Origin of the sequence: Methanothrix sp., assembly GCF_016706325.1 — an archaeon.
GTDB lineage: Archaea > Halobacteriota > Methanosarcinia > Methanotrichales > Methanotrichaceae > Methanothrix.
In genome coordinates, this window is record NZ_JADJJX010000001.1 from 537,872 (window position 1) to 561,955 (window position 24,084).

Sequence of the window (24,084 nt, forward strand, 5' to 3'; positions counted from 1 at the left end):
AGAAGATGCCTTGCAGGATCAAAAGAGCCGCATCAGCTCCTCGGCGATGATCCTGTAGCCCGCCTCATTGGGATGATCCAGGCCCGGCAGGATAAAAGAGCTCAGGGAAGCGCCGGCCTGCACCCTTCTCATCCAGGCAGCATAGACGTCCACAAATCCGGCGTCCATCTCTTCAGCCACCCTCTCCACCGCCTGATAATAGTCCAGCACCATCCGGTCATAGGGAGGGGTCTCCAGGGGCTGGGAGGATAGGAGAAGGATCTCCGAGTTTGGGCCAGCCCGGATGCGGCGGACCATCTCCACCAGGTTTATCTCGAACTCCTCCAGCCCCAGACCCAAAACGCAATCATTGATGCCGAAGTTTATTGTGACCAGGTCGGGCTCATAGGAGAGCACCGCCCAGTCCAGCCGGGCCAGGCCGTCCAGGCTGGTATCCCCGGAGAGGCCGGAGTTGATCATCTCGATCTTTGAGTCAGGGAACCTCTGCCGGAGCAACTCCTGCCAGAAGGAGGGAAATCCCCTCCGCACGGCATAGCCGGCAGTGATGGAGTCGCCAAAGCAGACGATGATAGCATCGGCCCCGTCCTCCAGATCCCGCCGTGTCCTTTCCACCCATCCCCTTCCCCCTTCGCCGCCCGTCCCATCTCCTGGATGCTCCCCATTCATGACAACCTCTCCCGTCCCGCCTCTTTCACTGCCCTTTTCATCTCCGCCACAAGTGATTCCATCTCCTCGATCCTCCCCCGGGCTATCAGGTCAACGCAGACCGATCCCACAATAACGGCATCGGCCCCAGCCCGGATGACCTCAGCCGCCTGACCAGGAGTGGAGATACCAAAGCCTACCGCCTTGGGCACATCTCCTGCCATCCGGTGGATCAGCTCCCCGGTATCGGGCAACAGATCGTTTCTCGCCCCCGTCACCCCAGGCCGGGCCACCAGATAGAGGAAGCCGCCCGTCTCTTCAGCGAGGAGTCTCTGCCGCTCCGGTGGGGTATTGGAGGCCACCAGATAGATCAGGTCCACGCCATGCCTGCTGCAGGCCGCCTTGAGGGGAGCGGCCTCCTCCGGGGGAAGGTCGGGGACGATCATGCCCGTTATGCCCGAGAGGAGACAGTCCTGGACGAACCTCTCCAGGCCGCGGGCATAGACCATATTGTAGTAGCCCATGAAGACCTTGGGCACAGGAACACTGACCTCTGCTGCCACCTGGAAATAGATATCGGTGTTCATCCCGGCGGCGATGGCCCTCTGTGCTGCTGCCTGGATGGTCGGCCCGTCTGCTATGGGATCGGAGTGAGGAAGGCCCAGCTCGATTATATCCGCTCCTGCCCGCACCACCCGCCTTACCAGCTCCGGGGTGGCAGCGGGTGAGGGATCTCCAGAGCAGAGGTAGACGATCAGCAGGGGGCTGCTCTTGAAGGCCTCAGAGATTCTCATACTCCATCACCGTGGCCAGATCCTTATCCCCCCGTCCGGAGAGGTTGATTATCGCCAGATCGCCCAGTGATTCTGGCTCCTTCAGGGCATAGCCGATGGCATGAGCCGACTCCAGAGCAGGGATTATCCCCTCCAGCCGGGACAGGGCGCGAAATCCCTCCAGGGCGGTCCTATCGTCCGCCAGCCTGGGAAGGACCCGGCCCTTCTCCGCCAGATAGGCCAGCTCCGGCCCCACCCCGGGATAGTCCAGGCCTGCAGCCACAGAGTAGGACTCCAGTATCTGGCCGTAGGGGTCCTGAAGGATCTTGGTGAGGGCACCATGCAGTATTCCGTCTGTGCCGTAGCCCAGGGAGGCGCCGTTGTCCGCCATCCTCTCGCTCATCCCCGGACCCCGCCCTCCTGCCTCCACAGCAATCAGCTTCACCTCCTCCTCCAGGAAGGGGGCGAAGATGCCCATGGCATTGCTCCCCCCTCCCACGCAGGCAGCGATGCTGTCCGGCAGGCGGCCCTCCGTTGCCAGGATCTGCTCTTTTGTCTCCTGGCCGATAATGCTCTGAAAGTCCCTCACCATCGTGGGGAAGGGATGGGCCCCGGCAGCAGTCCCCAGGAGATAATGGGTATGCTCAAAGCTTGAGGCCCAGTCCCTCAGGGCCTCGTTTATGGCATCCTTCAGTGTCCGGGAGCCGGAGCGGACTGGTATCACCTCTGCCCCCATCAGCTCCATCCGGTAGACGTTCATCTTCTGCCTCTCAATATCCACCTCCCCCATATAGATCTGGGTCTCAAAGCCCAGCTTTGCTCCCACAATGGCCGTGGCCACACCGTGCTGGCCCGCCCCCGTCTCGGCGATCAGTCTGCTCTTGCCCATCCTCTTTGCCACCAGGGCCTGGCCTAAGGTGTTGTTTAGCTTATGGGCTCCGCCATGCATCAGGTCCTCCCTCTTAAGATAGACCTGGCAGCCTAGCCTCCGGCTGAGATTGGGGGCAGGGTAAAGAGATGTGGGCCGGCCGGCGAAGTCCTTTTGGAGGGCTTTCAGCTCATCTTGAAACTGGGCGCTCCCCTTAAGCTGATCATAGGCATAAGAGAGATCGGCCAGGGGAGCCACCAGGGTCTCGGGGACGAAGAGGCCGCCATACCTCCCGAACTTGACTGCGAAATCCTCGATCATCATACTCCTCAATAAATCACCTGTGGGCTTTTTAATGTACGAATTAATACTATGATGTATAGAAAAGTACATTCATAGCCATATTTAAGCTTTGCCTCCTGCCAAGATGAGAGCCGGAGAGAGAGCCGGAGATGAGAGCAAGGGGAATCAGTATCGCTCTGAGGGAGGAGGCTCAGAGCAGATCAGGGGGCATCTCTCCCGTCAGGCACTCGATCCTCCTCTGGGCGCCGTCCAGCCGCAGGTTGCACAGCCGGACCAGCCTCATCCCCCGCTCATAAAGCTCCAGGCTCCTCTCCAGGCTCAGCTTTCCCTCTTCCAGCTCCTCGACTATTCTCTCCAGCTCCTCCAGTGCTCCCTCCAGTCCCACTTCCTCCTCCTTCATTCTCCGCCATCCTCCTTCATTCTCCACTCTCCTTCTCCTCAATACAGTCCAAGACCCGGCATCTCAGCCCACCCCGGCCCAATATAAGCTCTATCTCCTCCCCCGGACGGACATCGTCCCAGGCCATGACCAGGCCCCTCTCTGAGCGGGCCAGGGCATAGCCGCGCTGTAATGTGGCCCGTGGGCCCACTGCTGCCAGCCGGCCGCAAACAGCATCCAGCCTGGCCCGGCGATCCCTCAGCTCCTCAGCCAGGGCAAAATCCAGCCTGTCGCTCAGGTGGTCCAGCCGCTGCCTGAAGTCGCCGGTCAGAGAGTACATCCTCGCAGCAGAGAGGCTGCGCTGGAGATACTCCAGGCGCTCCTCCTTTCTCTCCAGGCAGCTCCACAGGGCGCGTATTATCCGAACCCGGCTCTGCCGCAGCCTTATCCTCAGCTCCTCCACATCCGGTACTGCCATCTTGGCCGCTGCTGTCGGAGTTGCCGCTCGAACGTCGGCGGCAAAATCGGTGATGGTGACATCCGTCTCATGGCCCACAGCGGAGATCACTGGACTGTCGCAGGCATAGACAGCCCGGGCCACCACCTCGGAGTTGAAGCACCAAAGGTCCTCAGCCGAGCCCCCGCCGCGGCAGACTATTATCAGGTCAGTCCTGCCCTGCAGGGCAAGAAGAGCAGAGACTATGCTCTCCTCTGCCCCCTCACCCTGCACCTGGGCGGGAGAGATTATGATCCTGGCCGGATAGGGGCCCGATGCTGCGCAGAACGTCTCTCAATGCTGCCCCCTGCAGGGAGGTGACAACTCCTATCCTCTCCGGATAGGGGGGGAGAGGGCGCTTCTGCTCCAGCTCGAAGAGCCCCTCCTCCTCCAGCCTCTTTTTCAGGGCCTCAAACTGCAAAAACCGGAAACCGAGGCCGGAATCCCTCTTTATGGCCCTGGCCACCAGTTGCACCCTCCCCTGAGGGCGATAAACCGCCACGTCCCCAAAAAGGAGAACATTCATGCCGTTCCTCAACTCCGTCTCCACCCGCCCTGCCTGCCCCTTGAAGAGGACGCAAGAGATCTGGGAATCCCGGTCTTTCAGGGTGAAGTACATGTGGCCGGAGCGGTGATGGACGAAGTTTGAGACCTCCCCCTGCGCCCAGAGGTCGTGCAGGCGGGGATCGTTCTCCAGCCGCTCCTTTATCCTCTCATTGAGATTGGTGACAGTGAATATCTGGCTCAATGACCCCTATTTTGGTGGGGGATTATTTAAGGGCATTTCTCAATCAATTAAATTTATTTGGTTCTAACACAAGAAAACTTTATATGCCAGGATATCTCTGCTGCAGAATGGTGATGCTATGCATATAATGGAGGGCTTTCTCCCCCATCCCTGGTGGGAGATCTGGTTTGTGCTTTCGCTGCCTGTGGTGGCTTGGGGCGTCTATAAGATGAACAGGATGATCAAGGAGAGCCGGGAGATATTGCCTCTGCTCGCCGTCTCCGGGGCCTTTGTCTTCGTCCTATCCTCCCTGAAGATGCCCTCAGTCACCGGGAGCTGCTCTCATCCCACGGGAACGGGCATGGGGGCGATACTCTTTGGACCGGGGATAACAGCCGTCCTCTCGGCAATAGTGCTGATCTATCAGGCCCTCTTCCTTGCCCACGGCGGCCTGACCACTCTGGGCGCCAATATATTCTCCATGGGGATCGCCGGCCCCCTGATCGGATACCTGGTCTACCGGCTGGCCAGCGGGATGGGGCTTGGCATGTACCTCTCCGTCTTCCTGGCAGCCATGCTCGCCGATTGGGCCACATATCTGGTGACATCAATGCAGCTTGCTCTGGCATTTCCCGCCGCCTCGGGCGGCGTTATCGCCTCCTTCCAGGCCTTCATGGCCGTATTTGCCATCACTCAGGTCCCCCTGGCGGTGGTGGAGGGGGCGGTGACTGCCCTTATGTTCAAATATCTGGTCCGGCTCAGGGGCGATATCCTGGTGAGGCTCAGAGTGGCCAGCGCCTCCGCCATCCGGCTGCTCCAGGAGGCCAGCCCATGAGGCTGGAGATCGCTGTCCTGGGGATCGTTGCCCTTTTCGCCATCCTCTTCATCTACCAGAGCACCACTGGGGAGCATGAGTGGGCGGGAGCAGACGATCAATCGGAGGGGGTCATCGATGAGCTGACTGATGGCGCCTATGAGCCCTGGTCCAGCCCGATTTGGGAGCCGCCCAGCGGCGAGGTGGAGAGCCTCCTCTTCGCCCTGCAGGCGGCCTTGGGTAGCCTGGCCATAGGCTACTTTCTGGGCTACTACCAGGGGAGGATGAGAAAGGAGGGGGAGCAGAAAGAGAGGAAGGGAGAAGCAGGATCGGATGCATGACCTTCTGGATGACTGGGCCCAGTGCAATGGATTACGTGAGACCAGTGCCCGTCTCAAGCTGTTCTTTGGCCTGGGAGCGATTGCGATCTGCATATCCTCTCTTGAACCAGCCGCCCCCCTCTTTGTGGCTGCAAGCATGAGCCTGATCATCCTTATCCTGGCCAAAATCCCCCCTCGTATCTACTCCCGGCTCCTCCTCTTCCCCCTCTCCTTCGCCCTTATCAGCTCTCTGGTGGTGGCTCTGATGCATGGCTCTGGAGATATGCTCTATGCCCTGGATCTCTTTGGCCGGGTGCTGGGGATCAGAGAGGATGGGGCTGCCCTGGCCCTGCTGCTCATCGCCCGGACCTTCGGGGGCATGTGCTCACTCTTCTTCATCGCCCTCACCACCCCCATGATAGAGATATTCGCTCTTCTCAGTTCATTGCGAATTCCCAAATCGGTGATAGAACTATCCATGATGATCTATCGATATATATTTGTCCTGCTGGATCAGGCAGCAATGATCCATAATGCCCAGGTGATGCGTCTGGGAAACCGGAGCATCAGAAGCTCCCTTGCCTCCTTCTCCATGCTCGCCAGCGTTCTATTCCTGAGGTCCTGGGAGCAGGGGGAGAGGCTTGTCATAGCCATGGATGCCCGCTGTTATGATGGCCGGCTGGATCTCATGGAGGAGAGGAGAGGAGCAAGGGCGAAGGAGATTGTAGCCGCTGCCGCCTACCTGGCTATGGCACTGGCGATCAGCATTGCCAGCAGCAGACAGGGGATCATCTGAGAGGAGCGGGAGTGAGGAGAAGAGAGTGGCTGCAATTCTGGAGACAATAGGAGTAGAATACGTCTATGCCGACGGCACCCATGCCCTCAACAATCTCAGCCTGGCCATAGAGGAAGGGAGAAAGATCGCCCTGGTGGGGCCCAATGGGGCAGGAAAATCCACCCTCATGCTGATCTTCAATGGCATCCTAAGGCCAGTGGCAGGGGAGGTATTATTCAGGAATAAGAGGCTGGATTATGACTCCCGCTCACTGCGAGAGGTGAGGCAGAGGGTGGGCATGGTCTTTCAGAACCCCGATGATCAGCTCTTTGCCCCCACTCTCTATCAGGATGTTGCCTTCGGGCCGGTGAACCTGGGACTTCCCCCGGAGAAGGTAAAAAGGCATGTGGCCTATGCCCTGCAGTATGTCGGCCTCTCAGGATACGAACGCCGTCCCCCCCATCACCTGAGCGGAGGGGAGAAGAAGAGGGCTGCCATCGCTGGGATTTTGGCCATGGAGCCTGAGGTGATGATCCTGGATGAGCCCACCTCCAACCTCGATCCCGCCAGCTCAGAGGAGATCATGGAGATGCTCGATGAGCTCAACCTGGGGGGAAAGACATTGATCATCTCCACCCATGATGTGGAACTGGCCTATCGCTGGGCGGATGAGGTGGTGCTGATGAAGGATGGCGGTGTCCTCCGCCGGGGCTCAGGAGAGGAGGTGTTCGGCGATCTGGAGCTGATCCAGGGAGCCAGGCTCAAGCCCCCAATGGTGGTGGAGCTTTATCATGAGCTGGTGAACAGAAGGCTGGCAGAGGGCAGGAAGACTCCAAAGAGCATTCTTGAGCTATGCGATCTCTTGCAGGGCAGAGGGGATGGAAATGCTGTCCAGGAGGAGGATAGGGGCAAGATCTACATCTGCAATGCCGACGAGCTTGAGCCGGAGAGGGCAGCAGAGAGGGCAGCAGAGCTGGCGAGGAGAGTGGATGCTGATTGCACCGCGGCCATGGGCACCAGGGCCAAGCTGCTGGCAGAAGAGGCCAATCTCCGGTTGGACTTCACCTACGGGGCGATAGACAAGTGCATCCTGAAGGCGCTCGCAGGCAGAAGCTGTCTGATCTTTGTCTCCCGGGGAATGCTGGAGCTGGTCCAAAGGAGGATAGAGGCCTATTCACAGCAGTCGGGCACAAAGATCAATTCCGTCGATCTCTCCTCATGCATCAACAGGCGCTCACTGCCTGTAGCCCATGATTCTTCCAGGAGCAAAAGCTTTAAGTAAAATTAAGTTTCATAAAATCAAGCGTAATGGAATAGTGTGTGAAGGAGCTGTCCGCTATTCCATGCGTCCATTCAAAGCCATGGCGGGGCACATAAGAAGGTCGGCTCCGCCCTGGATCTCCCTATCCTCTGAGAATTGATGATAATAAGAGCGGGTAGGGGAGTGGGGGTTAGTAAAAAAGATGAGTATACCCGCTCAAGCCCAACCAGCCTTTTGATGGTATAAATACTTTCCGGGAAATAATTTAAAACTGTTTATCTCGATGAACCTTCTGCCGGGCGATCTTGGCAGCATATGCTCCCGCCACAAATCCCGCATCCACATTCACCACCGTCAGGACGGAGCAGGATTGGAGCATTGAATAGAGAGCCGCCTTTCCCCCGCCGCCTATGCCATAGCCGGTGGATACAGGAAGACCGATCACAGGAGCGTCCACCAACCCGGCCACCACAGCGGGCAGGGTGCCCTCCCGTCCCGCCGCCACCACAAAAGCATCAGCATCCGCCATTCTCTCCAGGCTGGGAAAGAGGCGGTGGATGCCGGCCACCCCCACATCGTACTCGGCGAGGACATGGCAGCCCATCTCCTCTGCCACCACCCTCGCCTCCTCGGCCACGGGAATATCCGCTGTTCCCGCCGCGAGGATGGCCACTGTGCCCTCCCTGGGCGGCCGCTCAGCAGTGCGGATGACCACTGTCCTGGCGCGGGGGTTATGCTCGAAGATGCTCTTGGGGGGGAGCTTGGCCGATTGCAATACCACCAACTGCTCAGATGAGACCCGGGTGACGATCACACTTCCCGTCTCTTCCAGATGGGCAAGGGATATGGCCAGAAGATCGGTCTTATCCTTTCCCTCCGCCAGAATCGCCTCTGGTATACTGATTCGATTCATCCGGCAAATATCCAGCTTTGCCACCTCACCCACAGCACAATAATCCATCATCCGGATCCGCTTCAAAGCCTCCTCCAGGGAGATCTCCCCCCGGCGGTAGCCCTCCAGGATATCTCTGTTGCTCTCCATTTTAGCATCCTGTGATGGAGCTATGAGCATAAAGGGTTTATCCCCCCGCAAATAGATCCAGATCAGAAGGCGATGATATGCTGGTCAATCTCGATCTACACATCCACTCCCGCTACTCAATGGCTGTATCCGCCGACATGGAACTGGCACAGATCGCACGGGGGGCGGCAAAAAAAGGGGTGAAGATAGTGGGAACCGGCGACTGCCTGCATCCTCTGTGGCTGAAGTCCATCCGGGAGCTGCCTGAGGAGGAGGGGCTGCGCCGGCTGGGAGATATTCTCTTTCTCTTGAGCGTGGAGGTGGAGGATGCAGAAAGGGTCCATCACCTCATACTCCTGCCGGACGCCTCCAAAGCAGAGGAGCTGGCAGAGGCATTCTCCCCCCATTCAGGCAATCTGCAGCAGGACGGCAGGCCGCGACTGCATCTGAATGGCGCCCAGATCGCCGATCTGGCCCTGGAGGCCGGGGGCCTTGTCGGGCCCGCCCATGCCTTCACCCCCTGGACAGGGATGTATGCATACCACCGATCCCTCTCCGACTGCTATCAGGAGAATGCAGATCGGATAGACTTCATTGAGCTTGGGCTGAGCGCGGACACTGACTACGCAGACCGGATCGCAGAGCTCTCTGATAAGACCTTTCTCTCCAACTCCGATGCCCATTCCCCCCGCACTAATAAGCTGGCCCGGGAGTTCAATCAGATGAGAGTGGAGGGGTGCAGCTTCCAGGAGGTCGCCTCAGCCATCCGCCGGGAGAAGGGCAGAGGGCCGACTCTCAATGCAGGCTTTTTTCCCGGTGAGGGAAAGTACAACCGCACCGCCTGCACCCGCTGCTTTCAGCAGTATAGCCCGGTGCAGAAGGATGAATTTATGGGACGCTGCCCCCATTGCCGGGGTCTGATAAAGCTGGGGGTGGCTGACCGGATCGGCCTCTTGGCAGACTATGAGCTGCCATGCCACCCCCCTCACCGTCCTCCATATATCCACCTCATCCCTCTGGCAGAGATAATCGCCCTCGCTCTGGGCCATAAAAGTCCCATGACCGCAGGAGTGCAGAAGCAGTACGAGGCCCTGACCGGGGATATGGCGGAGATAGAGGTTCTGCTCATTGAGGAGCTTGAGGCGATGGAGTCGGCCGGGGCGGAGGCAGAGGTGATCAGAGGCATTGAGGCCTTCCGCAGGGGATGCGTGGAGGTTCTCCCCGGAGGCGGAGGAAGATACGGCCAGATCCGCCTTCCGGCTTGGAAGAAGGTGAGAAGAGAGAAGAAGCAGAGGTCTCTTTTTGATTTCCAGCCTTGTGAAGAGGAAGTGATCATGAAAGTCCCAGACGATATAGATAAATAATTTACATTACATAAAACACGTTTGACATAATAACATATATGACATACAAAACATATGATGGAAAGAGAAAAATGGTAAGGGAAAAATGGTAAGAGAAAAATGGTAAGGGAAAAATGGTAAGAGAAAAATGGTAAGAGAAAAATGGTAAGAGAAAAATGGTAAGGGGAAGATGGCAAGGGGAAGATGGCAAGAGTGATCACATCCCCGGGATGGGCCATTCCCAATAGCATCTCATCTCATAGCCGATAGATGCTGATCCAGATAAGAGATTTGGTGGGGCGTCAGGGAGGCATCGATTGTGAAGGGATATAAATATCAATTTCAGGGGGGCATAATTGCACTGCTGATTATTTTGGCATTGATCTCAGCCGGGCATGCGGAGAGGGTCACAGTATCAGTTGGCACCAACACCACCACCTGGACGATCAGCCGAGAGAGCGAGAGCCTCAAGTTCGAGTATTCCCAGTATGTCGAGGGCAGCATATCCCCGGTGGAGTACCGGGGAAGGGCCCTCTCCCCCTACCACTCCTGCTATGAAGAGGTGGAGATCAATGACCTCCGCCTGCGAGAGAGGACCTCTGCCCAGGAGGGCCGCTATGCCTCAGAGAAGCAGTTGACCCTGGAGGCGAACACAACTGAAGCCAGTCTCTTCAACCTTGTACATGAGAAGGGGGTATATTCCTTTCAATTTGCAGAGCAGTGGCCGGCCATCCTCCGGTCCAGAGGATCTATGAGGTACTCCGGCCAGGGCATCAACAGCCGGGAGTACGCCGGAAACAATCTCGATTATGCCGGCTCCAGTCTGCTCTACAACACCGAGCTCTCCAAAGATTCAGATATCGGTATGCTGATCACCAGGATGAACGCCACTGTACTTGCCACTGATGATGCCATCCTGCATGCAGAATTGAAGCCCGAAAAAGAGACCCGTTATAATATCAGCACATACACCACTGGCATTGCCGACCTGAGGCATGGCTTCTCCAGCCTCAAAGCGGAGACGAAGAAGATCACCTATCCGCAGGCCAGCATGGGAGAGGAAAGGTATAGCGGGAGCTATAATATCAGCAGAAGCATACGGATGAAGTCCAGCTTCCCATGGTATGAGCCACAGGATGAATGGCTGCCATGCTGCTCTGCAGAAGGCTGCAAGATTGGACTCGCTGAGAAGGATTGCACATCCCTGACCTGACCCAGAGTGCATCCATCTGGATGCATCCATCTGGGGATCGGCCATCACCAGGATACATAAGGCAAGATGTCAAAGCAGTCAAGGGGGAGATTGGGATTGTAGTAGGGATCGCCCTTATCAATATATTTTTTCCATTTTTCCATGAATCTCTTGGTGTCAGAGGGATGAGGATCAATTGATAGCGATCTTCCCCTTGTGGCTGACTCGTGATGAATCAATTCTGCATAAGGAGTGAATAGATTTTCATATCCCAGCTCCCGAACCCGCAGGCAGAGATCGACATCCCCAAATCCAACCTCATAGCCCTCATCAAATCCGCCAACCTCATCGAATATCGATCTTCTGATCATCAGACAGGCAGCAGTCACTGCACTGTAGTTTCTGATGGAGACGAAATGGCCCATATAGCCGATATGATTTGAATCAGACCATTTATATATATGTTCTGCCCGCCCCCCTCCGCCGACAATGACTCCTACGTGCTGTATTTTTTTATCAGGATAAAGAAGCTTGGCCCCAACGCAGCCGATCTCATCCCGCTGTGATTGCTCCAGCATCGCCTCCAGCCAATCGGGGTTCAACACCTCTACATCGTTATTTAAAAAGAGCAGGTGATCGCCAAGGGCAAATTTTGCCGCGTAATTGTTTAGTCGAGAATAGTTGAATTTCTCATCGAATTTCAAAATTTTATAATCATTATGGTTTCTCTGCAAGGAGTCAAAATAAGCTGCACTCTCCTCTTCCTGGCTTAAATTGTCCACTACAATGACCTCATAATTGCCATAAGAGCTCTTAGCCTGGATGCTTTCGATACACCTGCTGAGCAGATCGATTCGATCCCTGGTGGGAATGATGATGCTGATTTTGGGCTGATCGAGGATATCCCTCTTCAGCCTGAAAAAATTAAAATGCTTTGTGCAATAGACCTCACCGCCGATTCCCTCTCTATCGGCAAAATCCTGCAGCGCCCTTCGACTCGACTCCATCACCCTCTCCTTGAGCTGATGGCCACCGCTCGCCTGGTGCTGCCTCCATTTATACAGGATTTTTGGTATATGAGAGATATTTCTGGTCTGGGAGACGACTCTTAAAAACAGATCGTAGTCCTGGGATACAGCAAAATCAGTCCTGAATCCGCCGATCTCCTTCAGAATGCTCCTCCTTATGACAGCAAAATGAATGATATAGCAGTGAGAGAGCAGATAATCCAGGGAGAAATCTGGCCGGAAAAGGGCGTATATGGGCTTTCCCCCTTCAGAGATCATGATCTCGTCGCTGTATATGAAATCGGTGTTGGCATTCCAGTTCAATAGTTGTACAACTTCATATAGTGCATGAGCGAGGAGCTGATCATCATGATCCAGAAAGCCGACGAATTCCCCGCTGGCCAGAGCGAGGGCCTCATTTGAGGCATTTGATATGCCCTTGTTCTCATTCAGATATTTTACCTTGATCCGGCCATCCTCTCGCTGATAGTGATCCAATAACTCTCTTATATGTGGCTGACCTGATCCATCATCAACGATGCATAGCTCCCAGTTATCATATGCCTGCAGCAAGACAGAGTCTATAGCAGCTCTGAGCCAGTCCTCAGGGGTGTTAAAAACAGGAGTTACTATGCTGATCTTCGGCCGGCACTCAAATCTCGCAGACTGCAAGCGCATATCCTCCAGTTCCCTCTGGGAGGGCGGCGCTGGCGGATTCGTACTGGGAAATAATTTTCTGCGCAGATACCTTTGCGACCTTTCTGCGAAGCTTCGCAGGCCATCCTGGGCGATTATCTGCCCGCCCCTGACGACCAGCTCATATGCGCCTCTGCGATCCGTTCCCGATGCAAGCAGAAGGTCGATGAGATCATTATGGCAACGGGTTACTCTCTTGCATGCCCTGCTATCCTTTTCCGCCATCTCACACCTTGCCCCAAGGGCATGACAGTTGGTATTTGAGAATTGAACAAAATAAATAGTTAACGGCATCAACATCGATTGATCAGTTCTTCGCTGTTTTCTGTTAGCGAACCTCAGGAGACTATCTCTCTCGTTTTGTACCTTTGTGCCTCTGTATCTAGTTGTATCACTTCCATAGCAAGGCAAAAAGGAGAATTCGCTCGGGGGCAGGCCGCCAGGCAGCATCCTTCCGGCTCCGACTATTGCTCTTGCATCCCCTCACCGATCTCCAATTTCTAAGCAGCCCTCAGGTCTGATGGATTGGTATATGCTGATGGATCGGTATATGCTGATGGATCGGTATATGCTGATGGATCGGTATATGCTGATGGATCGGTATATGCTGATGGATCTTTGATCATCTACCATCATTTTTTATCCTTGGACTGGAAGTAGCATACCCGGTGACCTTCCATGAATACCGGTCGGCTCCTCGTCAAGATCAACAGGCTATCCGCCTGGATACTGCTCGTATTTATGATCATCTTCTTGATATCAGGATACGCCTGGAACAAAGAAATCCTGCTGCCCCTTTACATGGCCGAGCGCATGCACACCAATCTGGATCTATATCTGGTCTTCTTCTTCCTGGCACATGTCCTGATCAGCACAAAATTCACCCTGGCCCGCTGGAGGATAGGAGATGAGAGGCTGGTGAATCTGCTCCTCATCGCCATTGGCATTCTCTTCTTCTGGTTCATCCTGGCCATAGATCAGAGCGGCTGAGATTGCTCTCCTTCCCTCCGGTAGCTGTTGCTGTAATCGGTTCGCCTGGAGCCCAATCGAGACCACAACATTTATAACCTAACGTTACTAACCACAAGTTCAATGAATGATTATGAGTGATATGTTGGATCCTGTTGAGCTTTTAGACATCTTGGGGAATGAAAATAGAAGACGCATTCTCCAGCTCCTCTCCTTCCGTCCCTTCTACTTCAATGAGATGGCAAAGAGGCTGGATGTGGGGCCGAAGGCGGTGATAGATCATCTGGAGATGCTGGAGAGGGCAGGGCTGGTGGAGTGCTATCAGGAACAGGGGAGAAGAAAATACTTCCGCATAGCCAGGAGGACGGTCTTGCAGGTGGCAGTCTCTCCCTACTCCTATGGTGTGCGGGCATATCTCTCTGAGGATGCCTCAAGGAATGCTCCAGGCTTTGAGGAGGCTGAGGCCTCCCCGGATCTGAAGCTTCTCCGGGATGAACTCCATCTCCTGGAGGAGAAGCGGCATGAGCTGCATGAGCTGCTGGCTCAGATCGAATCGCGGGAGATGGAGATCAGGAAGAAGGCATCTTCTGCTGCTGGAACTCACGCCAGGGACCAGCTTGAGCAGGAGATCATAACAGCATTGCTCTGCGGCTGCACAGATTCATCCGATCTCGCCACCAGGTTGGAGGTGCCCAGAGCGGTGGTTTTAGATAGCTTGAATAAGCTCAAAGAGCGCGGTATAGTGCATTTAAGAGGTCAAGAATGGAGCATATGAGATCATCCTCAGACAATCCCGCATCATCTACACCCATCCCTTCATCAGCATCGCAGCCACCGGCAGACGACTCCCGGCCGTATTCAGGGAATGAGGCAGACGCCGGCGATACCATTCCTGGGGACATGAAGCCCGCGGAGGAGGCTTCAGTATTGCTGCGAGTGGCAGAGGCCTATCATAAGGATGCAGGAAAGGGTGTGGCAAGGATAAATCCCACTATTCTCGCCCGCCTGGGGGTGGAGAACGGCGGAGTGGTGGAGATCAATGCCCGTGATAAGGTCTATGCCATCGCCTGGCCGGGAACCCCTGAAGACCCCCAGGATATCATCCGGATCGATGGAAACACCCGCTCCAACCTTGGAACGGGGATAGACAACCGGGTCAATGTCAGCCGGGCCACTGCCCGGCCCGCCAGAAAGATCGTCGTCTCTCCCACCCGCCAGATACGGCTCTTGGGAGGACAGCAGTATCTATTGCGTATGCTGCAGGGCAGGGCAGTGATAAAGGGGGAGATGCTCCGGGTGGAGATGATAAACAGCAGCCTCAATCTGGCTGTGGTGAGCACAGTGCCCAGTGGCCCGGTTCTGGTTACCCGGGAGACCATAATCAGCATTACCCGGGAGACCCTGGATGAACTCTCTTTGCATACCCGGGACATATCCTACGAGGACATCGGCGGCCTGGCGCGGGAGATCAGGGAGATCAGGGAGATGATCGAGGTTCCATTGCGCCATCCTGAGCTCTTCAGCCGCCTGGGAATCAACCCTCCCCGGGGTGTCCTCCTGCACGGTCCGCCGGGGACGGGAAAGACTCTCATCGCCAGAGCAGTGGCAGGCGAGACTGAGGCCAACTTCATATCCATCTCCGGGCCGGAGATAGTATCCAAGTTCTATGGCGAGAGCGAGCAGCGGCTCCGCCAGATCTTCGATGAGGCGACAAAATCGGCGCCTTCTATAATATTCATCGATGAGATCGACTCCATCGCCCCCAAGAGGGAGGAGGTCTCAGGCGACCTGGAGAGGCGGGTGGTGGCCCAGATCCTCTCCTTGATGGACGGCCTCTCCTCCCGGGAGGAGGTGATAGTGATAGCGGCCACCAACCGCCCCAATGCCCTCGATCCTGCCATTCGCCGGGGGGGGCGCTTTGACCGGGAGATCGAGATCGGCATACCGAACAGAAACGGGCGGCTGGAGGTGCTCTATGTCCACACCCGCGGCATGCCCCTGGATGAATCACTGGACCTGATGGAGATCGCAGACGCGACGCACGGCTGCGTGGGAGCGGACCTTTATGCCCTGTGCAAAGAGGCGGCCAGGCGCACACTGGAGAGGGCTCTGCCCGACCTGGATGTGAAAGAGGACATACCAATGGATGTGCTGGACAATCTCAGGGTGACCAGAGAAGATTTCCTCTCCGCCCTGAAGAAGATCGAGCCCTCAGCGATGAGGGAGGTCTTCGTGGAGGTGGCAGAGGTCCACTGGGATGATGTGGGCGGCCTGGATGAGGCCAAGCAGTCGCTGATCGAGGCGGTGGAGTGGCCTTTGAAGTATCCGGAGGCTTTCGCCTCGGTGGGCGTTCGGCCGCCACGGGGCATTCTGCTCTACGGCCTTCCCGGCACGGGCAAGACCCTCCTGGTCAGAGCTCTGGCAACGGAGAGCAATGTCAACTTCATCAGCATCAAAGGCCCGGAGCTATTGAGCAAATGGGTGGGCGAGTCAGAGAGGGCGGTAAGGGAGGTATTTCGCAAAGCCCGCCAGGCTGCTCCCGCCCTGGTATTCTTCGATGAGATCGATTCCATCGTCCCCGCCCGGGGCAGTGGATCGGACTCACATGTGACGGAGAGGGTGGTCAGCCAGTTCCTCACTGAGATGGACGGCCTCTTGGAGCTGAAGGAGGTGGTTGTTCTGGCAGCCACCAACCGTCCAGACCTTATGGACAGCTCACTGCTCAGGCCGGGGCGGTTCGATCGCTTAGTTTATATTCCCATGCCTGATAAAGAGGCTCGTCAGAAGATCCTGGAGATCCATCTCTCAAATATGGCCGCTCATGGGGTCTCTGCTCAGTGGCTGGCCCGGATCACTGAGGACTTCAGCGGCGCCGACCTGGAGATGCTCTGTCGAGAGGCGGGAATGCTCGCTTTGCGGGAGCATATCCGTCCGGGAATGAGAAGAGAAGAGCTGATAATCGATAAGATCCTTGTTACAGAGAAGCACTTCCAGGAGGCCAGGGAGTATATCCGGCCACACCTATCAAAAGATATGCTGCAGGGATACACCAGGATGATCCGGGAATTCCAGGCCTGAAAGCTTAATGATTTGGAAAGAGAAGAGCATGCAGATAAAGCATCAAATATATAGTCAAGAACAACCAATAATTGCTGTGAGGACCGAAAAATTGACTTCAGAAGATGAGTCGAATGAACTGCTTGGCGATATAGATTTCAAGGATACGAGCAGCATAACCGTACCTGAAAACCTCATAGATCAGGTTATCGGCCAGGACGAGGCGGTTGAGGTGATCAAGAAGGCGGCAAGCCAGAGAAGGCATGTCATGCTCATAGGCTCTCCTGGCACTGGCAAGTCGATGCTTGGCAAGGCCATGAGCGAGCTTCTTCCCGCTGAGGAGCTGCAGGATGTCCTGGTCTACGCCAATCCCGAGGATAACAATACCCCCAGGATCCGCACCGTTCCCGCAGGCAGGGGCAAACAGATAGTCGATGCCCAGAAACTGGAGGCGAGAAAGAAGGTCCAGACGCGAAATATGTTCTTGATGATCATCGTCATGGCCCTGATCGTTTATGCCTATTACATGGGCCAGCTTCTATTCGGAATAATCGCAGCAGCATTGCTATTCATCTCTCTGCGCTATCTGCTGCCCAAAGAGGATGCTATGGTCCCCAAGCTTCTGGTGGACAACAACGGCAAGAAGAAAGCGCCTTATGTTGATGGCACCGGTGCCCATGCTGGGGCACTGCTGGGAGACGTCCGCCATGATCCTTTTCAGTCCGGTGGCCTGGAGACGCCATCCCATGAGAGAGTGGAGTGTGGCTCCATTCATAAAGCCCACAAAGGGGTGCTGTTCATCGACGAGGTCAACACCCTCCGCCCGGAGTCTCAGCAAAGCCTCCTCACCGCCCTGCAAGAGGGGTTCTATCCCATCACCGGCCAGAGCGAGAGGAGTTCTGGCGCTCTGGTGAGAACCGAGCCCGTCCCCTGCAGCTTTGTCATGATTGCTGCTGGAAACCTGGATGCTGTGCAGGGGATGCATCCCGCTCTCCGGTCGCGCATTAAGGGCTACGGCTATGAGGTCTATATGCGGGACACTATGGATGACACCCTGGAGAACAGGAATAAGCTCATCAGGTTCGTGGCTCAGGAGATTGTGAGAGATGGAAAGATCCCTCACTTCACCCGCGATGCAGTGGCTGAGGTCATGAGAGAGGCCAAGAGGCGCTCGGGCAGAAAGGGGCATCTCACTCTCCTGCTCCGCGACCTGGGCGGCCTGATCAGAGTATCTGGCGATGTGGCCCGGGCGGAATCCTCCCCCCTCACCGAGGTGAATCACGTCATGCAGGCCAAGAAGATGGCCCGATCGGTGGAGCAGCAGCTCGCTGACAGATACATGGAGAGGCGCAAGGACTACAGCATGTTCCACTCCACCGGGGATGAGATCGGCCGGGTCAATGGCCTGGCGGTGATGGGCGACTCGGGCATTGTCCTGCCCATCATGGCCGAGATCACCCCTGCCCAATCCAGGGAGGAGGGCAAGATCATCGCCACTGGAAAGCTGCAGGAGATCGCCCGCGAGGCGGTGACGAACGTCTCTGTGCTGATCAAGAAGTTCCTGGGTGAGGATATCACCAAGAAGGATGTGCATATCCAGTTCATAGGCACATACGAGGGGGTGGAGGGCGACAGTGCATCCATCTCCATAGCCACAGCTGTCATATCGGCCATGGAGGGGGTGCCCGTGAAACAGACTGTGGCCATGACCGGCTCGCTCTCTGTGCGGGGGGATGTCATGCCAGTGGGCGGGGTCACCCAGAAGATCGAGGCTGCCGCCCAGGCGGGGATCAAGACGGTCCTCATCCCCAAATCCAATATGGGTGACGTCCTGATAGACGATGCTGTAAAGGCCTCAATTGAGATAATACCGGTCTCCAACATCAGCGAGGTCTTCGAGTATGCCATGAGCAGCCAGAGGACCAGGCTGGTTGAGAAGCTGAAGAAGTTCGCAGTGGAGAAGAAGATCGGCATCAACATCCCTGAGACGATACCGACCCCCATCCGGAGCATCTGATCGCTTGATGGTGGATTTTTTTGATACCCGCGTTCTGCGCGGGAGCCGGACCAGGATCGTCCTGGATAATGGAAAGCTGGAGGAGATAGCTCAGGTGCCCTTCCAGGGGGCATCAGTCCGTGCTCTCTTTGGCGGTGCCTGGGGCTTTGTGACCACCGATCGGGTGGACGGCCTGGAAAAGGAGATCGATCTGGCAAAGAGGATCGCCCGGAAGATCGGACGGCAGGAGGATCTTCGTCTGGCTGAGGCTCCGTCAGGCAGAAGCGCAGTGGTGGCCGTCAAGAGAGATCCCAGGGACCTCTCTTTGGAGGAGAAGGTGGCCCTTTTAAGGGAGATCGAGGATGCAGCAAAGGTCGAAGGGGTATCATCGACCCAGGCGGTCTACTCGGAGATGGATCTGACGGCCCATTACAGCAGCTCAGAGGGACTGGATCTGGAGTCGAGGATGACCAGGATGGGCTTTATCATCAGTGCAGTCGCCCACAGGAATGGCCTTTATCAGACCGATGGCGAGGGCAGAGCCGGTGTGGGAGGCCTGGAGCTATTCGACCGGGAGGATCCCCAATCCCTGGCCAGGCAGGTGGGAGAGACGGCTGTCGCCCTCCTGGATGCCAAGGCGGCACGGGGAGGGAGCTATCCTGTGGTCCTGGACCAGGAGCTGGCCGGGGTATTCGTCCATGAGGCTGTGGGGCATGCCACGGAGGGGGATATCATCCTGGAGGGAGACTCCTGCCTGGAGGGGAGGCTGGGAGAGAGGATTGGATCAGAGCTGGTGACGGTCAAGGATGATCCCAGCCTGATGCTGAACGGCTACTATCCCTTTGATGATGAGGGAAGCCTGGCCCAGGAGACTGTTTTAGTGGAGAACGGTGTTCTTCGCTCCTATCTCAACACCCGGGAGACCGCCGCCAGGCTGGGGGGCGTGCCGGGCAATGCCCGGGCAGAGGGAGTGAGCCGGCCGGTGGTGCGGATGAGCAATACCTACATCGCCAATGGCGACTGGAAGCTGGAGGAGATCTTAGAGGAGCTGAAGAGCGGAGTCTATCTGGCAGGGAGCAGGGGAGGACAGGTCAGCACCGGCGAGGGGATATTCCAGTTCAATGCCAAGAAGGGCTACATCATCGAGGATGGGGAGAGAACACAGCTCCTGCGAGATGTATCCCTGTCCGGGAAGATCCTGGAGACGCTCTTGCATGTGAAGGCGGTGGGAGACGACCTGAAGTACAATAGCGGACGATGCGGAAAGTCAGGGCAACTGGTGCCTGTGAGCGATGGCTCGCCTCATCTTCTGGTGGAGCAGGCCACAGTGGGCGGAACGGGATAGAGAAAGGATATAAACTGATTTTAGATCGAGTTTTATAAAAATTGAATGTTCTGGCTCAGCCTCGGTTCAATGCCTGATCCAGGCTGCTGTTTATCATCTCCAGGCTGGTATTGGTCATCTCTGCCCTCAGCCAGTCCCAAGCGGCCTGAGCAGCCCTGCCCAGCTTATCCCCCACCTCTGCCTCGATCCGGGATAACAGATTCTCCTGGCTGCCGCCTTCTGGTTTGTATTTCTGCAGCTCCCAGCCTGAGCCTTTCAGGCCCTCTCTCCAATCTTCCGGATCGAACTCATTGTCCGTCTGATTGGCCAGCACAGCATGGCCTGATTCCACCAGCAGGAGGTTGAAGTTGGGATAAGGGATGGGCTGGCCGTAGGCCCCGGTGAGATAGACGACTGCGACCAGCCTATCCTCGGCGTCCCCTCTCCGTCTGGAGAGATCGTCAACATCCAGGTAAACCCTCTTGCCCATCAGCACGGCGTATGTGAAATCCCTGGCTGCCAGGCCCTGGGCCGATTTCATATCCGGCGAACGGACATCAGCCAGTGTGATCCTCTCCACTCTCTTTTCAGTTCCGGAACTGCCCTTCTCCATCCTGAGATCGAATGTACTGCCATCGATCACCTCTGTCACCACCCCGCGGGCCTCATCCAGAGAGGCTGAAGATCCGGGGAGAAGAGAGAGCAGCAGGATGATCGGCAGGCATAAAGAGAAAAGAGAGATGGCGGCCCCAGGCTTGGCCCCAGAGGACGGGGAAGAGCCGCATCTTCTGCCCTCAGCTCTCATGATACACTCACCTTCAGCTCTATCGTTCTGTTTATGCTGCCGTTTGTGGCAGTCAGTCTGTATACGGTATCCTCGGCCGGGGATATGGATATTGATCCCTTGAGGGGAACCGGGCCGATGCCCTGATCGATCTCGACCAGGCTTGCGCCCACTACGCTCCAGCTGAGGTTGGAGGACTGGCCCGGCTCGAGGAACCTTGATTCAGCATTGAAGAACTCAATAACAGGAAATGGCGATCCCAGAAAGTTCAGCGCCAGTATCCCACCGGCAAATATCGCCAACAGCATTGCAAACCAGATGATAACCCCCGGCGGGGTTTTCCAGAAGGACTTTTGCATCTCCCAGTAGGTCTTCTTTTGAGCCATTGTAGGGGTGTTAGAGATGATTCTGGTTATTATACTCTGCTCTCCCTGCGCCCTCCCGGGAGGGTTTGGCCCTTAAGCCTTTCGGCGATCGAACCGATCCCATCATCATCCCTCTCTATTGCAGTGATCTCTCACCCCTCTGCCATCCTCTCATATATCTGCTCCATCATTGGCATAGGGGATACGGCATTCATATCCATTCCCAGTTCATCCGGCCCCAGGCCGAGGGCGATGCCCACCAGTTGAGTCACATAAAGCACCGGAATTCCTATATCCTCACCATATCGCTGCTCTATAGATCTCTGTTTGGTGTCCAGCATCAACTGGCACAGGGGACAGAGGGTGATTATGACCTCTGCTCCCTCTTTTTTGGCATCCTTGAGGATCCGATAGGCGGTCTCATTGGCGGCCTCCTCCTTGGGCATGAAGATCGGTCCTCCGCAGCAGAAGGTCTTCAGGCGGAGGTCAACTGCCTCTGCCTGTAAAATCCGGATCAGCTTCTCCAGGATGACGGGATACTCTGGGCTGTGCACCCCCACCGGGCGGGAGAAGAGGCAGCCATAGTAGGGGGCCACCCTCAAACCCTTTAAAGGCAGCACAATCCCCTCCTCGTCCTCTTCCAGGGCCTCGAGGATCGCTTCCAGAGCATGCCGTACCCTCGCTCCCTTGTACTCCTTTTCCAGGACGGCGTTCACCCTCCCTCTGATCTCCACATCCTCCAGCTTCAATGCCGCCGCCCTGAGGTTGCTGAGGCAGATGGAGCAGGAGGTCACTATATCCAGCTCCGTCTGGGACATATTCCGGGCGGCAAGCCCTGTGGCCACCATCTCATTGGAGACGTGCGTCGCCCCGCAGCAGTTCCAGTCCTCCAGCTCCTCCAGATCGACCCCCAGTCTGGAAAAGACTGCTCTGGTGGACTTGTCCATCTCCTTTCCTGTGGAGAGGGAGACACAGCCCGGATAGTAAGCCAGCCTCATTTGCCCAGCTCCTCCATAATCCTCCTGACCTCATCTCTTCTCTTGACCTGCTCCCTTTCCAGGGTGATCTTCCCCCGGGGGAGAAGCTCCAGGCCCACCTCCATAGACTGAACACTCCCCTGGGGATAGGAGAGCAGAAACTCAGCAATTAGAGGAAGCTCACTGATCCGGCCATAATCTGCGATCTGCTCACTGAAGAGGCGGTCGTACTCCCGTCCGGGGCTCTCTATCCTCTCCCTCTCCGCCAGCTCCTTCAGAGCGGAGACCACCATCTTCGGCCTTATCCCCCGCGGACAGCGCACTGTGCACAGGAGGCAGGAGGTACAGAGCCAAAGGGTCTCATTGTGCAGCGCCTCATTCTTCCTGCCCTCCAGACAGAGCTTGACCAGCTTTCTTATGCTCGGATTCATGAGATGGGCAGTGGGGCAGCTGGCAGAGCAGGTGCCGCACTGAATGCAGCTTTTGACCTCATCTCCAGCCAGCCTCAATACCTCCTCTTTGAAGTCCTCATCCAAGGCTTTGGCCATCACTCCGCCCCCTCGTTCGTCTCCATTGCCTTCTTCCTCTTCTCCTCGTTCTGCCGGAGCCTCTCTATTATCTTCTCGCTCGCCCTGTCCGGCGGCTCGTTCTCCATGATCTGGCGGACCTTGGGCTTGGCCAGCAGAGGCACCAGCGGCTTTATGGCCTCATCCACCATCTTTAAGAGATCGGGATCTATCCTGGGCATCTCGGGAGCAGGCAGGGGCGTCCTCTCTATCTCAGGAGGCTGGACAGCGCCGCTCACATCTGGTATCTTCCTCTCTCCAGTCAGTATGGTACTGATCGCTTCCTTCCACTCCTCTGCCCAGGGGGTCTCCTTCACCTCTGTATGGCTGACATCAGACCTCTGCACCTCAATCGCCGAGACGGGGCAGGCCTTCTCGCAGGCCCCGCAGAGGATGCACTGATCCTCCACTGAAGCAGCCTTTCCCCGCTCATCAACATACCAACACTGAGCGGGGCAGACATTGAAGCAGGCCAGGCAGCCCAGGGGATCGCAGCGATCGAGGTTCTTCTCCACCATCCTGATCTGCCCCTGAAATGGCCTGGAGACATCCATCCCCTCATAGGGGCAGACCTGGGCACATCTCCCGCAGCCGATGCACAGGCTCTCATCGACCTCGATCTTGCCCTCGATCCTCGGCTCCTCATCCCGCTCTAAAGGCTCGCCCTCGACTGTTATCGCCTCCTCCGGACAGAGAGAGACGCACAGGCCGCAGTAGTCGCAAAGATCCTCATCCACCAGCAATTGCTCATAGGGGACCAGATTGCGCGGATCCTTCTCCTTCTCCCCCTTATCCACCAGCAGGAAGGCCTTGCAGAACTTGGCACACCGGCCGCAGAGGTTGCATTTCTCCTGATCGATGGTGATCTTCCCCTCGATCCCCTCCCGAAGTGCGCCAAAATCCTCTCTGCTCTTGTCGAAGGTCACCTTGATTGCTTCTGTAGGGCAGACGGGCTCGCAGAGCAGACAGGGCAGACATCTCTCATTGGGCTTAGCCTCTGCCACCAGCCTGGGATATTCATCCCTCTCTCTGAAGTCGACCGGCTTTGGTACCGGCCGGGCCACTCTCTCACAGCTATCTTCGGTCATGCATTTGTCTCGGCTGCCTCTGCCGCCTCTGGCTCAGCTTTTCTCTCCTCGACTCTCATTGTGAAGGCCTTCATGGGACAGAAGTTCACACACATCCCGCAGAATGCACAGAGATCAAGATCGATCAATACAGGAGGGGCATCCAGCCCTTTGGCGATCTCCATCAGCGGCCCCTCTTGCAGGGCCTTCTTCGGGCAGATGGCAACGCAAATGGAGCAGCCGGCACATTTCTTATAATCGTAATCCAGAGTCTTCTCGCTATCCTTGGTCCTCTGCCTGGCCAGGATATGGCTTCCTTCCACCTCCATCTCCTTCTCAATCTCCATCATGCTGCTCAT

General features: G+C 56.5%; 25 protein-coding genes. 11 read left to right on the plus strand and 14 right to left on the minus strand.

All coding sequences use genetic code 11. The annotated features are described in order from the left end of the window. Positions 1–18: 18 nt before the first annotated feature. From IPI63_RS02795 to xseA (IPI63_RS02820), 6 genes are all read right to left on the minus strand, one after another. Positions 19–666 (minus strand): SGNH/GDSL hydrolase family protein, encoded by a 648-nt coding sequence (locus IPI63_RS02795; RefSeq protein ID WP_214064560.1) that lies wholly within the window; start codon positions 664–666, stop codon positions 19–21. Beyond that, positions 663–1,439: a tryptophan synthase subunit alpha gene (gene trpA, locus IPI63_RS02800; protein WP_292476502.1), complete on the minus strand. Its 777-nt coding sequence runs from the start codon at positions 1,437–1,439 to the stop codon at positions 663–665. Before trpA ends, IPI63_RS02795 begins: the two co-directional genes overlap by 4 nt. Further along, a complete protein-coding gene (gene trpB / locus IPI63_RS02805; protein WP_366850852.1) occupies positions 1,426–2,607 on the minus strand; it encodes a tryptophan synthase subunit beta in 1,182 nt (393 codons plus the stop codon). Before trpB ends, trpA begins: the two co-directional genes overlap by 14 nt. A 172-nt stretch (positions 2,608–2,779) precedes the next feature. Then, positions 2,780–2,989, minus strand: coding sequence for an exodeoxyribonuclease VII small subunit (gene xseB, locus IPI63_RS02810; RefSeq protein WP_214064558.1), 210 nt, complete (start codon positions 2,987–2,989; stop codon positions 2,780–2,782). Positions 2,990–3,005: 16 nt separating this feature from the next. Continuing rightward, a complete protein-coding gene (gene xseA, locus IPI63_RS02815; RefSeq protein ID WP_292476505.1) occupies positions 3,006–3,698 on the minus strand; it encodes an exodeoxyribonuclease VII large subunit in 693 nt (230 codons plus the stop codon). After that, positions 3,688–4,212: an exodeoxyribonuclease VII large subunit gene (gene xseA / locus IPI63_RS02820; RefSeq protein ID WP_292476506.1), complete on the minus strand. Its 525-nt coding sequence runs from the start codon at positions 4,210–4,212 to the stop codon at positions 3,688–3,690. Before xseA (IPI63_RS02820) ends, xseA (IPI63_RS02815) begins: the two co-directional genes overlap by 11 nt. 118 nt (positions 4,213–4,330) lie before the next feature. Here xseA (IPI63_RS02820) and IPI63_RS02825 point away from each other — a divergent pair, with 118 nt between their 5' ends. The 4 genes from IPI63_RS02825 to IPI63_RS02840 are packed head-to-tail and all read left to right on the plus strand — an operon-like array spanning position 4,331 to position 7,382. Further along, a complete protein-coding gene (locus IPI63_RS02825; protein WP_292476507.1) occupies positions 4,331–5,026 on the plus strand; it encodes an energy-coupling factor ABC transporter permease in 696 nt (231 codons plus the stop codon). Continuing rightward, on the plus strand, positions 5,023–5,346 hold the full coding sequence (locus tag IPI63_RS02830) for an energy-coupling factor ABC transporter substrate-binding protein (protein WP_214064555.1): 324 nt from the start codon (positions 5,023–5,025) through the stop codon (positions 5,344–5,346). Before IPI63_RS02825 ends, IPI63_RS02830 begins: the two co-directional genes overlap by 4 nt. Beyond that, positions 5,339–6,121, plus strand: coding sequence for a cobalt ECF transporter T component CbiQ (gene cbiQ / locus IPI63_RS02835; RefSeq protein WP_292476509.1), 783 nt, complete (start codon positions 5,339–5,341; stop codon positions 6,119–6,121). The genes IPI63_RS02830 and cbiQ overlap by 8 nt, the downstream gene beginning before the upstream one ends. Before the next feature lie 25 nt (positions 6,122–6,146). Further along, positions 6,147–7,382 carry an energy-coupling factor ABC transporter ATP-binding protein gene (locus tag IPI63_RS02840; RefSeq protein ID WP_292476510.1) on the plus strand — a complete coding sequence of 412 codons (1,236 nt, stop codon included), beginning with the start codon at positions 6,147–6,149 and terminating at the stop codon, positions 7,380–7,382. A gap of 244 nt (positions 7,383–7,626) precedes the next feature. Here the strand turns inward: IPI63_RS02840 and larB are convergent, their stop codons facing one another. Next, a complete protein-coding gene (gene larB, locus IPI63_RS02845) occupies positions 7,627–8,403 on the minus strand; it encodes a nickel pincer cofactor biosynthesis protein LarB (RefSeq protein WP_292476512.1) in 777 nt (258 codons plus the stop codon). 77 nt (positions 8,404–8,480) lie between these two features. On the opposite strand from larB, the gene IPI63_RS02850 reads away from it, so the two are divergent. Together IPI63_RS02850 and IPI63_RS02855 are read left to right on the plus strand one after the other, a co-directional pair. Further along, complete coding sequence (locus IPI63_RS02850; protein ID WP_292476513.1) at positions 8,481–9,746, plus strand: endonuclease Q family protein; 1,266 nt, start codon at positions 8,481–8,483, stop codon at positions 9,744–9,746. A gap of 298 nt (positions 9,747–10,044) precedes the next feature. Beyond that, the gene (locus IPI63_RS02855) at positions 10,045–10,938 is read left to right on the plus strand and encodes a hypothetical protein (protein ID WP_292476515.1); all 894 of its coding nucleotides are present in this window, start codon (positions 10,045–10,047) and stop codon (positions 10,936–10,938) included. Positions 10,939–10,982: 44 nt separating this feature from the next. Here the strand turns inward: IPI63_RS02855 and IPI63_RS02860 are convergent, their stop codons facing one another. Then, complete coding sequence (locus tag IPI63_RS02860; RefSeq protein WP_292476517.1) at positions 10,983–12,845, minus strand: glycosyltransferase family 2 protein; 1,863 nt, start codon at positions 12,843–12,845, stop codon at positions 10,983–10,985. A gap of 453 nt (positions 12,846–13,298) precedes the next feature. Between IPI63_RS02860 and IPI63_RS02865 the strand changes: the two genes are divergently transcribed. From IPI63_RS02865 to IPI63_RS02885, 5 genes are all read left to right on the plus strand, one after another. Further along, positions 13,299–13,610 carry a hypothetical protein gene (locus IPI63_RS02865; RefSeq protein ID WP_214065229.1) on the plus strand — a complete coding sequence of 104 codons (312 nt, stop codon included), beginning with the start codon at positions 13,299–13,301 and terminating at the stop codon, positions 13,608–13,610. 121 nt (positions 13,611–13,731) lie between these two features. Then, positions 13,732–14,364 (plus strand): ArsR family transcriptional regulator, encoded by a 633-nt coding sequence (locus tag IPI63_RS02870; protein ID WP_292476518.1) that lies wholly within the window; start codon positions 13,732–13,734, stop codon positions 14,362–14,364. Positions 14,365–14,489: 125 nt separating this feature from the next. Next, positions 14,490–16,667, plus strand: coding sequence for a CDC48 family AAA ATPase (locus tag IPI63_RS02875; RefSeq protein ID WP_292478186.1), 2,178 nt, complete (start codon positions 14,490–14,492; stop codon positions 16,665–16,667). Positions 16,668–16,695: 28 nt separating this feature from the next. Then, positions 16,696–18,663: an ATP-dependent protease LonB gene (lonB, locus tag IPI63_RS02880; RefSeq protein WP_394357578.1), complete on the plus strand. Its 1,968-nt coding sequence runs from the start codon at positions 16,696–16,698 to the stop codon at positions 18,661–18,663. Positions 18,664–18,670: 7 nt separating this feature from the next. After that, complete coding sequence (locus tag IPI63_RS02885; protein ID WP_292476521.1) at positions 18,671–19,987, plus strand: TldD/PmbA family protein; 1,317 nt, start codon at positions 18,671–18,673, stop codon at positions 19,985–19,987. Positions 19,988–20,042: 55 nt separating this feature from the next. Here the strand turns inward: IPI63_RS02885 and IPI63_RS02890 are convergent, their stop codons facing one another. The 6 genes from IPI63_RS02890 to IPI63_RS02915 all read right to left on the minus strand — a co-directional run bounded on the left by IPI63_RS02890 (position 20,043) and on the right by IPI63_RS02915 (position 24,084). After that, positions 20,043–20,771 (minus strand): thermonuclease family protein, encoded by a 729-nt coding sequence (locus IPI63_RS02890; RefSeq protein WP_292476522.1) that lies wholly within the window; start codon positions 20,769–20,771, stop codon positions 20,043–20,045. Then, positions 20,768–21,136 carry a hypothetical protein gene (locus IPI63_RS02895; RefSeq protein ID WP_214065232.1) on the minus strand — a complete coding sequence of 123 codons (369 nt, stop codon included), beginning with the start codon at positions 21,134–21,136 and terminating at the stop codon, positions 20,768–20,770. The genes IPI63_RS02890 and IPI63_RS02895 overlap by 4 nt, the downstream gene beginning before the upstream one ends. A 131-nt stretch (positions 21,137–21,267) precedes the next feature. Further along, entirely contained in the window at positions 21,268–22,113 is an 846-nt protein-coding gene (locus IPI63_RS02900) for a CoB--CoM heterodisulfide reductase iron-sulfur subunit B family protein (protein ID WP_292476523.1), read from the minus strand. Continuing rightward, on the minus strand, positions 22,110–22,640 hold the full coding sequence (locus IPI63_RS02905; protein WP_214065234.1) for a 4Fe-4S dicluster domain-containing protein: 531 nt from the start codon (positions 22,638–22,640) through the stop codon (positions 22,110–22,112). Before IPI63_RS02905 ends, IPI63_RS02900 begins: the two co-directional genes overlap by 4 nt. Beyond that, on the minus strand, positions 22,640–23,746 hold the full coding sequence (locus tag IPI63_RS02910; RefSeq protein WP_292476525.1) for a 4Fe-4S binding protein: 1,107 nt from the start codon (positions 23,744–23,746) through the stop codon (positions 22,640–22,642). Before IPI63_RS02910 ends, IPI63_RS02905 begins: the two co-directional genes overlap by 1 nt. Beyond that, on the minus strand, positions 23,743–24,084 hold the full coding sequence (locus tag IPI63_RS02915) for a 4Fe-4S dicluster domain-containing protein (protein WP_214079971.1): 342 nt from the start codon (positions 24,082–24,084) through the stop codon (positions 23,743–23,745). The genes IPI63_RS02910 and IPI63_RS02915 overlap by 4 nt, the downstream gene beginning before the upstream one ends.

Excerpts from the sequence above, each read along its gene's own strand:
- IPI63_RS02795 (WP_214064560.1), bottom strand. The coding sequence starts at position 666 with ATGAATGGGGAGCATCCAGGAGATGGGACGGGCGGCGAAGGGGGAAGG.
- trpA (WP_292476502.1), bottom strand. The coding sequence starts at position 1,439 with ATGAGAATCTCTGAGGCCTTCAAGAGCAGCCCCCTGCTGATCGTCTAC.
- trpB (WP_366850852.1), bottom strand. The coding sequence starts at position 2,607 with ATGATCGAGGATTTCGCAGTCAAGTTCGGGAGGTATGGCGGCCTCTTC.
- xseB (WP_214064558.1), bottom strand. The coding sequence starts at position 2,989 with ATGAAGGAGGAGGAAGTGGGACTGGAGGGAGCACTGGAGGAGCTGGAG.
- IPI63_RS02825 (WP_292476507.1), top strand. The coding sequence starts at position 4,331 with ATGCATATAATGGAGGGCTTTCTCCCCCATCCCTGGTGGGAGATCTGG.
- IPI63_RS02830 (WP_214064555.1), top strand. The coding sequence starts at position 5,023 with ATGAGGCTGGAGATCGCTGTCCTGGGGATCGTTGCCCTTTTCGCCATC.
- cbiQ (WP_292476509.1), top strand. The coding sequence starts at position 5,339 with ATGCATGACCTTCTGGATGACTGGGCCCAGTGCAATGGATTACGTGAG.
- larB (WP_292476512.1), bottom strand. The coding sequence starts at position 8,403 with ATGGAGAGCAACAGAGATATCCTGGAGGGCTACCGCCGGGGGGAGATC.
- IPI63_RS02850 (WP_292476513.1), top strand. The coding sequence starts at position 8,481 with ATGCTGGTCAATCTCGATCTACACATCCACTCCCGCTACTCAATGGCT.
- IPI63_RS02860 (WP_292476517.1), bottom strand. The coding sequence starts at position 12,845 with ATGGCGGAAAAGGATAGCAGGGCATGCAAGAGAGTAACCCGTTGCCAT.
- IPI63_RS02865 (WP_214065229.1), top strand. The coding sequence starts at position 13,299 with ATGAATACCGGTCGGCTCCTCGTCAAGATCAACAGGCTATCCGCCTGG.
- IPI63_RS02870 (WP_292476518.1), top strand. The coding sequence starts at position 13,732 with ATGTTGGATCCTGTTGAGCTTTTAGACATCTTGGGGAATGAAAATAGA.
- IPI63_RS02875 (WP_292478186.1), top strand. The coding sequence starts at position 14,490 with ATGAAGCCCGCGGAGGAGGCTTCAGTATTGCTGCGAGTGGCAGAGGCC.
- lonB (WP_394357578.1), top strand. The coding sequence starts at position 16,696 with ATGCAGATAAAGCATCAAATATATAGTCAAGAACAACCAATAATTGCT.
- IPI63_RS02885 (WP_292476521.1), top strand. The coding sequence starts at position 18,671 with ATGGTGGATTTTTTTGATACCCGCGTTCTGCGCGGGAGCCGGACCAGG.
- IPI63_RS02890 (WP_292476522.1), bottom strand. The coding sequence starts at position 20,771 with ATGAGAGCTGAGGGCAGAAGATGCGGCTCTTCCCCGTCCTCTGGGGCC.
- IPI63_RS02895 (WP_214065232.1), bottom strand. The coding sequence starts at position 21,136 with ATGGCTCAAAAGAAGACCTACTGGGAGATGCAAAAGTCCTTCTGGAAA.
- IPI63_RS02900 (WP_292476523.1), bottom strand. The coding sequence starts at position 22,113 with ATGAGGCTGGCTTACTATCCGGGCTGTGTCTCCCTCTCCACAGGAAAG.
- IPI63_RS02905 (WP_214065234.1), bottom strand. The coding sequence starts at position 22,640 with ATGGCCAAAGCCTTGGATGAGGACTTCAAAGAGGAGGTATTGAGGCTG.
- IPI63_RS02910 (WP_292476525.1), bottom strand. The coding sequence starts at position 23,746 with ATGACCGAAGATAGCTGTGAGAGAGTGGCCCGGCCGGTACCAAAGCCG.
- IPI63_RS02915 (WP_214079971.1), bottom strand. The coding sequence starts at position 24,084 with ATGAGCAGCATGATGGAGATTGAGAAGGAGATGGAGGTGGAAGGAAGC.